At 40.2% G+C, this 12,509-nt stretch carries 9 protein-coding genes; all 9 read left to right on the plus strand.

Annotated elements, in window-relative coordinates:
• The first annotated feature begins 1 nt into the window (after position 1).
• The 9 genes from B3P17_RS08800 (at position 2) to B3P17_RS08840 (ending at position 12,506) form a co-directional block, all read left to right on the plus strand.
• Positions 2-1,168, plus strand: a complete 1,167-nt coding sequence (locus tag B3P17_RS08800) for an AGE family epimerase/isomerase (RefSeq protein WP_252636893.1) — start codon at positions 2-4, stop codon at positions 1,166-1,168.
• Positions 1,169-1,184: 16 nt separating this feature from the next.
• Positions 1,185-3,623, plus strand: a complete 2,439-nt coding sequence (locus B3P17_RS08805; RefSeq protein ID WP_252636891.1) for a GH36-type glycosyl hydrolase domain-containing protein — start codon at positions 1,185-1,187, stop codon at positions 3,621-3,623.
• A gap of 178 nt (positions 3,624-3,801) precedes the next feature.
• Positions 3,802-6,114 (plus strand): glycoside hydrolase family 3 N-terminal domain-containing protein, encoded by a 2,313-nt coding sequence (locus B3P17_RS08810; RefSeq protein WP_252636889.1) that lies wholly within the window; start codon positions 3,802-3,804, stop codon positions 6,112-6,114.
• A gap of 143 nt (positions 6,115-6,257) precedes the next feature.
• A complete protein-coding gene (locus B3P17_RS08815) occupies positions 6,258-7,367 on the plus strand; it encodes a glycoside hydrolase family 26 protein (RefSeq protein ID WP_252636888.1) in 1,110 nt (369 codons plus the stop codon).
• A gap of 245 nt (positions 7,368-7,612) precedes the next feature.
• The gene (locus tag B3P17_RS08820; RefSeq protein WP_422653390.1) at positions 7,613-8,083 is read left to right on the plus strand and encodes a glycosyl hydrolase; all 471 of its coding nucleotides are present in this window, start codon (positions 7,613-7,615) and stop codon (positions 8,081-8,083) included.
• A 17-nt stretch (positions 8,084-8,100) separates the two neighbouring features.
• Entirely contained in the window at positions 8,101-8,658 is a 558-nt protein-coding gene (locus B3P17_RS08825) for a glycoside hydrolase family 26 protein (protein WP_422653391.1), read from the plus strand.
• A gap of 423 nt (positions 8,659-9,081) precedes the next feature.
• Positions 9,082-10,968, plus strand: a complete 1,887-nt coding sequence (gene mutA, locus B3P17_RS08830) for a methylmalonyl-CoA mutase small subunit (protein ID WP_252636884.1) — start codon at positions 9,082-9,084, stop codon at positions 10,966-10,968.
• A 21-nt stretch (positions 10,969-10,989) separates the two neighbouring features.
• Positions 10,990-11,892: a prenyltransferase gene (locus B3P17_RS08835; RefSeq protein WP_252636883.1), complete on the plus strand. Its 903-nt coding sequence runs from the start codon at positions 10,990-10,992 to the stop codon at positions 11,890-11,892.
• On the plus strand, positions 11,889-12,506 hold the full coding sequence (locus B3P17_RS08840; RefSeq protein ID WP_006843133.1) for a CPBP family intramembrane glutamic endopeptidase: 618 nt from the start codon (positions 11,889-11,891) through the stop codon (positions 12,504-12,506). Before B3P17_RS08835 ends, B3P17_RS08840 begins: the two co-directional genes overlap by 4 nt.
• The last annotated feature ends 3 nt before the right edge of the window (positions 12,507-12,509 follow it).

Raw genomic sequence — 12,509 nt, forward strand, 5'->3', positions numbered from 1 at the left:
TATGAACGGTTTCAAAAACGAACTGGAGAATAACATATTGGCTTTCTGGATCGATAAGATACAGGATACAGAGCATGGAGGTTTCTACGGACAGATAGATTGTAATAACACATTGCACCCTGAAGCAAATAAGGGTGCTATACTAAATGCCCGTATACTGTGGACTTTTTCTTCTGCATACCGCATATTGAAGAAGAAGGAATACCTCGATATGGCTCAACGGGCTTTCGATTATATTACTGCATATTTTCTTGATAGGGAATACGGCGGAGTATATTGGGAGCTCGATTATAAAGGAAATCCTGTAAGTACAAAAAAACAAACCTATGTGCAAGGGTTTATGCTATACGGTTTCTCGGAGTTTTATCGTGCAACAGGAAACAAGCAGGCTCTTGAATTGGCAAAAGAATTCTTCTATCTGATAGAGAAATGTCATGATAGTGAATTGGGCGGCTATCTCGAAGCCTATACTCAGGATTGGAAGCCTATTGAAGATATGCGTCTGAGTGATAAGGATGCCAATGAAAAGAAAACAATGAATACACATCTGCACGTTTTGGAACCATATACCAATCTGTGCCGGGTGTGGGACAATGAGCAGCTTAAAGCAGCCCAGAAAAGATTGATTGGTATTTTCACCGAGCGTATATTGGATAAGAAAACAAACCATCTGAATCTCTTTTTCGACGAAGAGTGGAATGTGAAGTCTACAGCCATATCCTACGGACACGATATCGAAGCCTCATGGTTGTTGTTCGAAGCTGCTGATGTATTGGGCGATAGAGGCTTACTTGCCGAAATCAAAAATATATCATTGGAAATAGCGGATGCAGCATCCGAAGGTTTGCAGGCAGAAGGCAGTATGATATACGAAAAGGATGGGAATCACATAGATGGCGACCGTCATTGGTGGGTACAGGCAGAATCTGTAGTAGGATATATGTATGCGTACAAAAACTCTAAGGACATAACATATAAAGAGAAGGCTGCACGGATATGGAATTATATTCGCAATCAGATCGTAGACCAAGAGAGTGGCGAATGGTATTGGAGCCGAAAGGAAGACGGAACAATCAATCAAAAAGATGATAAGGCAGGGTTCTGGAAATGCCCGTATCATAATGGGCGTATGTGTATGGAGATGATAGAACATTTCGATTTAAAATAATGCTTAAAATTAAAATATGAAGTTTGGATATTTTGACGATCAGCGTCGGGAATATGTGATTACAAATCCTCAGACGCCATGGCCATGGATCAACTATCTGGGTAATGAAGATTTCTTCTCTTTGATATCAAATACCGCCGGAGGTTACTCTTTTTATAAAGATGCTAAGTTTCGCCGTATTACTCGTTATCGCTACAACAATGTCCCTATGGATAATGGCGGACGCTATTTTTATATCAACGATGGCGGAACTGTTTGGTCGCCGGGGTGGAAGCCTTGCAAAACCGAACTCGATAAATATGAATGCCGCCACGGAATGAGTTATACGACCATTACCGGGGAGAAAAACGGAATAGAAGCAGAAGTACTTTTCTTTGTGCCCCTGAAGACATGGGCGGAAGTTCAGAAAGTGAAGTTGACAAACAAGTCGACAGAAACCAAACGATTCAAACTGTTTTCTTTTGCCGAGTGGTGCTTATGGAATGCTGCTACCGACATGGAAAACTTTCAGCGTAATTTCTCTACAGGAGAAGTAGAAATAGAAGACTCTGTCATTTATCATAAAACAGAATACAAAGAGCGTAGAAACCATTATGCTTACTATAGCGTAAATGCTCCGATACAAGGGTTTGATACCGACAGGGAATCATTCATCGGTTTGTATAATGAGTTTCGTGATCCACAAGCTGTGATGGCGGGAAAGCCTTCCAACTCTGTGGCTCACGGTTGGTCGCCTATAGCATCGCATTACCTCGAAATAGAATTGCAACCCGGCGAAACGAAAGAACTGATATTCGTATTGGGTTATGTAGAATACGAAAACCGCGAGGATAAATGGGAATCGAAAGGTGTTATCAATAAGAGCAAAGCAAAAGAGACTATTGCTAAGTTCGATACGGTTGCAAAAGTACAGGCTGCATTTGATGAATTAAAAACCTATTGGAATAATTTGTTAAGCAGCTATGTGCTAAAGAGCAATGAAGAAAAATTAGACCGCATGGTCAATATTTGGAACCAATACCAATGTATGGTTACGTTTAATTTTTCTCGCTCTGCATCTTTCTTTGAATCGGGAATCGGGCGAGGTATGGGATTCCGCGACTCCAATCAGGATTTGGTTGGTTTCGTTCACCAAATTCCCACACGTGGCCGTCAGCGTATTATCGATATTGCATCTACACAGTTTAGTGATGGCGGTTGTTATCACCAGTATCAGCCACTTACCAAGCGAGGGAACAATGATATCGGCGGTGGTTTTAACGACGATCCGATGTGGCTTATTTTTGGAACAGTCGCCTATCTGAAAGAGACGGGAGACTTCTCTATATTAGACGAGGCTGTTCCTTTCGACAATCAGGCGGGAACAGAGAAATCACTGTTTCACCACTTGACTGTTTCATTCAATCACGTGATCGAAAACTTGGGACCTCACTTACTGCCTCTTATCGGGCGTGCCGACTGGAACGATTGTTTGAATCTAAATTGTTTTTCGTGGGATCCGAATGAGTCATTCCAGACGACTGAAAACAAAACGGAAGGATCTAAAGCCGAATCTTTGATGATCGCCGGACTGTTTATTGTTTGTGGTCAGGACTATGTAACGCTTTGCCGTCAGATAGGAAATAATCAGGAAGCTGACCGAGCACAGGGTTATATCGACTCTATGATCGAAGCCGTTAAGATGCATGGATGGGATGGTAATTGGTATCTTCGTGCCTATGATTATTACGGAAAGAAAATCGGTAGTAATGAAAATAAGGAAGGAAAGATATTTATTGAGTCGCAAGGTTGGTGTGCGATGGCAAAAGTGGGGCTGGAAGAAGGCATGGTAGAAAAATCGCTGGATTCTGTCAAAAAATATCTGGATACACCTAATGGTATTGTGTTGAATAATCCGGCGTTTACAGAATATGTAGTCGAATACGGAGAGATTTCTTCTTATCCTGCCGGCTATAAAGAAAATGCAGGTATTTTCTGCCACAATAATCCCTGGATCATGATTGCCGAAACCATCTTGGGACGAGGCGACTATGCATGGGAATATTACCGCAAGATATGCCCTTCTTATACCGAAGAAATATCAGAATTGCATAAAGTAGAGCCTTATGTATATTCTCAGATGATTGCCGGGAAAGATGCATTCAAGCCGGGTGAAGCTAAGAACTCTTGGTTAACCGGTACGGCAGCATGGAATTATTATGCGATCACCCAATTTATTCTGGGTATCAAGCCGGATTATAATGGATTGGAAATAAATCCTTGTATTCCTTCCGATTGGAAAGGCTTTGAGGTGACACGCAAATTCAGAGATGCAACTTATCTCATCGATATTAAAAATACAGGAGTGAATCGAGGAGTAAAAAGTATAACAGTTAACGGAAAGGCTTTGTCTGGAAACATTATTCCGCTACAGCCTGCCGGTTCGGTGAATAAAATAGAGGTAGTATTAGGTTAATTTTTAGTTTGAATTATAAACTCTTTGTTTCGGAGATCGTGTTTTTTGAGGTATATTTGACATATATTGTCTTATTGAGAACAGAAAATACCTTACCGCTAGAGTAGAAATTGTTTACTGTCAAGTTCAGGATGACAATGTATACGAATAGTTTATTTGTAGAACTTAAATATTTTATATGAGAAAATTAGCAGTATTAGTAGTTGTATTGGGTATCGCCTGCGGCATGTATGCGCAAAAGGGTGATGCAGAGAGAAGAGCAGCCGAGATGGTGTCGAAAATGACATTGGCAGAGAAAATAGGGCAGATGTCTCAGATAACAGTTGATCTGGTTTGTAAAGGTCAGGACACTCCTCCTACCAGCACATTGGAGATAGATGCAGACAAAGTGCGCGAAGCTGTTGTTAAATACCATGTAGGATCTATTCTTAACGCTCCAGGTACACGTGCGCGTACGCCTCAGTGGTGGACTAAAGCTGTAGAACAGATTCAGGAAGTAGCAACGAAGGAAACCCGTATGAAAATTCCTGTTATATATGGTCTCGACCAGATACACGGAGCTACTTATACGGCAGGTTCTACCATGTTCCCTCAGGAAATAGCTATTGCTGCTACATGGAATCCGGCGCATGCCCGTAAGATGGGTGAAATTACCGCTTACGAAACACGTGCCAGCAATGTGCCTTGGAACTTTTCTCCTGTACTCGACTTAGGAATCGATCCACGTTTCCCTCGTCAGTATGAAGGATTTGGAGAAGACCCTTATATCGGTTCGGTTTTCGGATACGAATTGGTGAAAGGATATGAAGGTGATGATAATAATATCGCAAACCCAACAAAGGTGGCTTCATGTATCAAACACTTTATAGGCTATTCGGCTCCAATTAGTGGAAAAGACCGTACTCCTGCTTATATTCCCGAGAATGTATTACTCGAATATCATGTTCCTGCTTTTAAGGCGGCTATCGATGCCGGTGCACATACCATAATGATCAACTCGGGTATTATAAACAATGTACCTGTACATGCCAGCTATGAGCTGATGACTAAATTGCTGCGTCAGGATTTAGGCTTTCAGGGTATGATTGTTACAGACTGGGAAGATATAAATAAGTTGTATAACCGTGACAAAATGGTTCCTTCTATCAAAGAAGCAATCAAAGCAGGTATTAACGCAGGAATCGACATGTCGATGATTCCTTATAACTATAAAGAATTCTGCGATTTGTTGACAGAGCTTGTCAATGAAGGTCAAGTACCGATGTCACGCATCGATGACGCTGCAACAAGAGTATTGACTGTGAAAATAAAGCTTGGATTGTTTGAAACACCGAATACCTATGCGAAAGATTATCCGGAGTTTAACTCTAAGGCATTCCAAGAAGCTTCTTACAATGCCGCAGCAGATGGTATCACGTTGCTGAAAAACAACAACAATGTATTGCCATTGAGTAAAGGTGCGAAGATTCTGGTGACAGGTCCTAATGCTGTTAGCAAACGTGCATTGAACGGAGGATGGACATTCTCTTGGCAAGGTGAAAAAATAGACGAGTTTGGAGACTTGTATCATAATATTCTTGATGCGGTACAACAAAAATTCGGCAAAGCAAATGTTTCTTATGTTCCGGGTGTGAGCTACACAAAAGAAACCAAATGGGATACAGAGCATAAAGACCGTTTCGATGAGGCTATTGCTGCCGCTAAGAATGTAGACTATATTATATTGTGTTTGGGTGAAAATTCATATTGCGAGAAACCGGGAGATTTGAACGATTTATACCTGAATGACTTGCAAACAGAGCTGGCTCAGGAAATGCTGAAACTTGGCAAGAAAGTGATCTTGGTATTGAGCGAAGGACGACCTCGTTTGATCTCTAAGTTCTCATCCAAAGTAGATGGTATAGTACAGACATATTTACCGGGAATTTACGGAGCCGATGCATTGGCCGATATTTTGGCGGGAGATGTAAACCCTTCAGGTAAACTGCCTTATACATATCCGGCATATCCGAATTCATTAGTGCCGTATTTCCATAAATATTCTGATGAGCAAGTAAATACCGATGCTGCATACAATTACGAAGGAGACTATAACTTCGAATATCCGTTCGGGTATGGCTTGAGTTACACAACTTTCGCATATTCAAATATAAAGTTAGATAAGTCTCAATTACCTCTTAATTCGAACGAAGAAGTAACTGTATCTGTAGATGTGAAAAATACAGGTAACCGTGATGGTAAAGAGGTTGTACAACTTTATACAAGCGACTTGGTTGCATCACTGGTTCCCGACGTGAAAAGATTGCGCCGTTTTGAGAAGGTAGCATTAAAAGCAGGTGAAACAAAGACTGTAACATTTAAGTTGAAGCAAAACGATCTTTCTTTTATTAATCTCGAAAATAAACGTGTGGTAGAGCCCGGAGATTTTGAATTTCAGGTAGGTTCTTCCTCTAATGATATAAAAGGCAAGGTATTGTTTACTATAAAATGATTGTTTTTCAATATAGGTTGGTTTTTTTAGGTGAGAGATTCCATACTTACCCAGAGTATAGAGTATGGAATTAAATTAAGTATTATTATTTCAACAGTTTTCCGGCCAGTCCGGGAGACTGTTGATTATTAACCTTTACCGTGATGATGAGGTGTATCTTCTTTTTCCTATTCGTTTTTATTATTGTTCCTGTGAAAGCTTCGGATACATTGGTTGACAGGCAAGCTACAGAGCGAACAAAAAACTTATATCAGCACTTGAAAGATATACAGAAGAGTGGTAAGGTTCTTTTCGGGCATCAGGAAGCTACCAGCTATGGACGTACTTGGGTTGGAGATAAAAATAGGAGTGATGTAAAAGATGTTACGGGCAGCCATCCGGCGGTTATAGGCCTCGATTTTGCCAATGTGACTACCTCCGATTCAGAGCGGTTTGAGAAGGCTAAACATGAGCTCATTACTTCCGTTATTGATACTTACAACAGGGGAGGTGTTTCCACCTTTGCTTGGCATGCTAGTAATCCCGCTAACGATGGAAGTTTTTATTGGGAGAAAGATCCCATAAAAGTTGTTCCGGACATTCTTCCCGGAGGGAGATTACACGATAAATATAAAAAATACTTACAATCTATTGCTGATGTTGCTTCAGCATTTAAAGATAAAGAGGGAGTGCTTATCCCTGTTATATTTCGTCCGTTTCATGAATATGATGGCGATTGGTTTTGGTGGGGAAAGGGACATTGTACCAAAGATGAATTCATTGCTTTATGGCGGTTTACGATCGACTATTTGCGAAACGATCTAGGAGTGCATAACTTCATATATGCATTCTCGCCCGATTGCAAGTTTACAACACAAGCGCAATTCTTAGAATACTATCCGGGTGATGAATATGTGGATATGCTCGGTATGGACAACTATTGGGACTTTCGCCCCGATGGAGGGAACAACCCTCAGCTTGCAGCAAAGAAGCTCAAAATAGTATCGGATATAGCCGAAAGCAAAGGTAAACTCGCAGCCTTCACCGAGACAGGATTGGAGGGGATACCTCAATCGGATTGGTTTACGGTAACATTACTGTCTATTCTACAAAAAGTAAAGGTTTGCTATGTGCTTGTATGGCGCAATGCCAGTGATATGGCGCATCATTATTATGCACCTACTGTAGGGCATCCTGCCGCTGACGATTTTAAGGAGTTCACTCAGTCTGAAATCATATTGATGGAGAGTGATCTGGCTGATATATATAATTGAAACAGTTAATTATCCATTTAATGATTAGAACCAGAAATGCTATATGTCGGACAAAAAAGTGACACGAATAAAATAACTTGAACCTGTTACTTTTACATACACTTTGCTCCTGTGACCGTTGNNACCGTTGGTTGTTACTTTTTAACAAACTGAAAAATGAATATATAATGAAGAAAACATTTGTATTACTAATGTCTGTAGCTATGGTACTCGTATCGTGTAAGCAAAAAGAATCGATAGCAGATATGAAATCACCCATTGACAAAAATGCCACCAAAGAAACCGTTGAGTTATACAACCGATTGTTCAAGTCGTTGGATAAGGGTATAATGGTTGGTCATCAAGATGCTTTAGCGTATGGTCATGGCTGGTATAAAGAAGCCGGGAGGTCGGATGTGAAAGATGTGACGGGCGATTATCCTGCAGTGGTAGGATGGGAGTTAGGACATGTCGAAATCGGGGCTCAATTTAATCTTGATTCTGTCTACTTTTCCGATATGAAGCACTATATCAAAGAAACCTACGATAGAGGCGGTATAACAACAGCCAGTTGGCATGGAGACAATATCGTAACAGGAAATACCGCTTGGGACTGTGCGCAGGATTCGGTTGTAAGAACGATACTGCCTAATGGCTCTAATCATGCAAAGTATCTCACATGGCTCGATCGTGTTNNGATTTCTTTCTCGACCTCAAAGATGATAAAGGCAACCTGATTCCCGTTGTGTTCCGTATGTACCATGAACATACAGGAGCATGGTTCTGGTGGGGCAGTAAGCAGTGTACGCCCGAGGAGTATAAACAATTGTGGATTATGACCGTAGAGTATCTGCGTGATAAGAAAAACGTACACAATCTTCTTTATGCCTATTCTCCATCAGAAACAAAAAATGAAGCCGAGTATCTAGAGCGTTATCCCGATGATGAATATGTTGATATAGTGGGTTATGACTGCTATGTGCCGGGTAAAGACAGTGAAGCTGTAGCAAAATACAAAGAAGCGATGGATCTCAACCTTAAGATTGTAACCGGCTATGCAGCTAAGTCTGGTAAAATACCGACTATCGGAGAAACGGGAATGGAATCTATACCGGATTCTATGTATTTTACACAAGCTGTATATCCTGTTATAAACCAATATAAAATAGCATGGGTATTATTCTGGCGCAATGCATGGGAGAGCGATAAGCCGGAACATTTTTATGCACCATTCAAAGGTCATTCGTCTGCAGATGATTTCAGAGAATTTGTAGCTAAACCCAATATTCTGATGAATGCAGATGTAAAATAAAGACTTTCTTATGTCTTAATATACTGAAGGATAGAACTCGGGTTCTATCCTTCTTCTTTGTTATATCAAACTGTTTAGGGGTGATATAGCAGCCAAATTTCTGATGCTTTTTAGAAGCCTTAAAATGTAGCATTGGTATTTCAATTCTCCCTTAAACGACTTGCCCGATGGAAGAAGTGAATGGTATAAAAATGCTAAAGTCCTTTTCATTATTAACATATAAACAGTCAATCCTAAGTTTTTTTAGGCTCGAAAACTTTACCAACCAAACAAAAAGGATTACTTTTGTGGTGCATTTTTAATAAGGATAACTGTTTGAATTTAAGCACCTATAAATAACATTTATGTAAATATAGATAGGCCATTTATAATCTTTTAAGAATCAATAAAATATAACCTATATATTAAACAATTTTATTAATCATGGCTAATCAGAAAGAAAAGCTTTTCTCAAATTTTCCGCCGATATCTACTGAAGAGTGGATGGCAAAAATCGTAGCAGACCTGAAAGGGGCTGATTTTGAGAAAAAACTTGTTTGGAAAACAAACGAAGGGTTCAATGTAAACCCTTTTTACAGAAGTGAGGACCTTGAAGGCCTTAATACGGCTGTGTCACTTCCGGGTGAATTTCCTTACGTGCGTGGTACCAAGAAAGATAACGACTGGTATACTCGTCAGGATATTGACGTCCGCGATTTCAAGGCAGCAAACGCAAAAGCTCTTGACGTACTTTACAAAGGTATCACATCTCTAGGATTTCATATCGAAGGAGATGATGTAAACGCCGACAACATCAAGACATTGTTGAAAGACATTCACCCTGAAGCTGTAGAGCTTAACTTTAGTACATGTCATCGCAAATCTTTGGAATTAACTAAGATCTTAGTTGAATACATCAAAGAATCGGGTGCAGATGTGATGAAGTGCTTTGGTTCTGTAAACTACGATCCTTTCAAACCTCTATTGAAAAAGGGACGTAATGCAGACGGATGGGTAGAGAAAGCAGCAGAGATCGTTAAAGCTGCGGCTCCGCTACCTCGTTTCAGAGTGTTGGCTGTTAATGCCTATGCATTGAGTGACGGTGGTGCTTATATCTATCAGGAACTTGGATATGCGCTGGCTAATGGTAATCAGTTGATGTCTGCTCTTGTTGAAGCAGGACTAGACCCTACATTGGTTGCTAAGAAGATCAAATTTAACTTTGGTATTGGCGGTAACTATTTTATGGAAATCGCTAAGTTCCGTGCTGCACGCTGGTTATGGGCAGAAATAGTAGAAGCTTACAAACCTATCTGTGCTAACGAATGTCCAAACAAATCTCCTGAAGGAATTTGTCATTGTGCTGCAAAAATATATGTTCATGCACAAACATCTACTTTCAACAAGACTGTTTACGATGCCCACGTGAACTTGCTTCGTACACAAACAGAATCAATGTCGGCTACTATTGCCGGAATTAATTCGTTGACAGTACGTCCTTTCGACGAAACATATAAAACTCCGGATGACTTCTCTGAACGTATTGCACGTAACCAACAACTATTGTTGAAAGAAGAATGTCATTTCGATAAGATAACTGACCCTTCGGCGGGTTCATATTATATCGAGAACCTTACTAAATCTATAGCTGAACAAGCTTGGAAATTGTTCCTCGAAGTAGACGAAAAAGGATTTTATGAAGCATTGAAAGCGGCAACAGTACAAACTGCCGTTAAAACTTCAGCTGATACCCGTTTCAAAGCATTGGCTACTCGCCGTGAAGTATTATTGGGTACTAACCAATATCCTAACTTTACAGAGAAAGCTGAAAGCAAAATTGTAAAAGAAGGTTGTAATTGCGGATGTTCTTCCGAAAAAGGAGAATATATGCCGTTACCTACCAGCCGCTTAGGTACAGCATTCGAAATACTTCGCCTGGCTACAGAGAAACATGGTGCTCCTACAGTATTTATGCTAACAATTGGTAATCTGGGTATGCGTCTTGCACGTGCACAGTTCTCAAGTAACTTCTTTGCTTGTGCCGGATACAAGATTATCGACAATTTAGGTTTCGAAACAGTTGAAGCAGGAATCAAAGCTGCTCGTGAGAAAAAAGCAGATGTTATTGTACTTTGTTCTAGTGACGATGAGTACGCAACATACGCTCCTGAAGCTCATAAGTTGATCGAAGGCAAAGAACATTTTGTTGTTGCCGGAGCTCCTGCATGCATGGAAGATTTGAAAGCACAAGGTATAGAGCACTTCATTAATGTGAAGAGCAATGTCCTTGAGACTCTGAAAATGTTCAATGCAAAACTGGGCATCGAATAATATTTTATAATTCGGATAAAAATGGAAACAAAAAAACCAACACTAAAAAACTGGATGATTGCTACGCGACCATGGTCGTTTCCGGTATCATCTCTTCCTGCTCTTATTGCAATGATGTATACAATACACGTGTACCCCGAAAGCTCTGCTAACTGGATATTGGGTGTAATTGCAATCATTGGCGCAGTTGTTTTTCAGGCAGGTGGTAACCTGATCAGTGATTATTACGACTATAAATATGGTGTAGACAGAGAAGGCAAGGTAGGAACAGATATTCTTACCAGCAAGCTGTTTACTCCTAAACAGGTGTTTATTTACGGATGGGCATTTATTGCTTTGGGGATAACTCTTGGTTTATTTTTGGTTTCGCAAGCAGGTATAGACTTGGTGTGGGTTGGTTTATTTGGTACTATAGGCGCTGTATTTTATTATCGTTTCAAGTTCAAAGCATTGGGAGACCTTCTTATCTTTCTGGTTTATGGAGCCTCTATTATGCTGGGTACAGGATATGTAATGCTTGGGCACTTCGACTGGTTGTTGCTTTTTGTTTCTTTCCCTATGGCGTTTATTACTGTCAACGTGTTGCATGCAAATAATACACGTGACATCAGAAGCGACCGTTATGCGGAAATCAAAACATACGCAATGCTGATCGGGATGAAGGCTTCTGTAATACATTATTATCTGTTGACGATATTGGCTTATTTGTCTATTATCGTAATGGTGGTTCTTAATATTTTGCCGATAACGGCTCTTATCACTCTGATAACAGTACCGGTAGCATATAAGAACTGTAAGGCCATGTCGCAGATAACAGAAGATGATGTTACTCCTATTAATGAATTGGACAAAGGAACTGCTCAACTACAATTGATGTTTAGTGCATCATTGTCGTTAGCCCTAATTTTAGCTATCCTGATATGAAAAAACTTGCAGGTGCAATCTTAGTAGCAATAGTCTTTTGGTTTGTAATGTTTTCGCAATGGACAAGTCCGCATATCAATTTCTGGTATGTTATGCTTGCCGCCGCAGGAACACTTACAGCTTTGAGCTTTCTTTTTAGAAAAGACTGGAAAGCCGAGTTCTCATTCAATATAAAAGATGTTGCTTTGGGTGTTGGCTCTGCAATCGTATTATGGGGCGTTTTCTATTTAGGTAATGCAATCTCCGGAATGCTTTTCGATTTTGCTCATCCGCAAGTAAGCGATGTGTATGCCATGAAAGACGGGCAAAGCAAATTGTTTCTTGCATTGGCTCTATTGTTTTGGATAGGTCCTGCCGAAGAAATCTTTTGGCGTGGATATGTTCAACGTTCATTGAGCGAAAGCAAACTCGGAAGTATGAAAGCATATATTATAACAACACTTATCTATGCCTTTGTGCATATATGGGCGTTCAATTTTATGCTTTTTATGGCTGCCTTTATATGTGGGGCTTTTTGGGGATTCATATATATGAAAAACAGAAACTTGCTGACAGTACTTATATCCCATGCTATTTGGGATGTGGCTGTTTTCATTTTATTTCCTATATCGTAAATA

It is taken from the genome of Dysgonomonas sp. UBA7630, assembly GCF_002483985.1.
Taxonomy (GTDB): Bacteria; Bacteroidota; Bacteroidia; order Bacteroidales; family Dysgonomonadaceae; genus Dysgonomonas.

Excerpts from the sequence above, each read along its gene's own strand:
- B3P17_RS08800 (WP_252636893.1), top strand. The coding sequence starts at position 2 with ATGAACGGTTTCAAAAACGAACTGGAGAATAACATATTGGCTTTCTGG.
- B3P17_RS08805 (WP_252636891.1), top strand. The coding sequence starts at position 1,185 with ATGAAGTTTGGATATTTTGACGATCAGCGTCGGGAATATGTGATTACA.
- B3P17_RS08810 (WP_252636889.1), top strand. The coding sequence starts at position 3,802 with ATGAGAAAATTAGCAGTATTAGTAGTTGTATTGGGTATCGCCTGCGGC.
- B3P17_RS08815 (WP_252636888.1), top strand. The coding sequence starts at position 6,258 with ATGATGAGGTGTATCTTCTTTTTCCTATTCGTTTTTATTATTGTTCCT.
- B3P17_RS08825 (WP_422653391.1), top strand. The coding sequence starts at position 8,101 with ATGTACCATGAACATACAGGAGCATGGTTCTGGTGGGGCAGTAAGCAG.
- mutA (WP_252636884.1), top strand. The coding sequence starts at position 9,082 with ATGGCTAATCAGAAAGAAAAGCTTTTCTCAAATTTTCCGCCGATATCT.
- B3P17_RS08835 (WP_252636883.1), top strand. The coding sequence starts at position 10,990 with ATGGAAACAAAAAAACCAACACTAAAAAACTGGATGATTGCTACGCGA.
- B3P17_RS08840 (WP_006843133.1), top strand. The coding sequence starts at position 11,889 with ATGAAAAAACTTGCAGGTGCAATCTTAGTAGCAATAGTCTTTTGGTTT.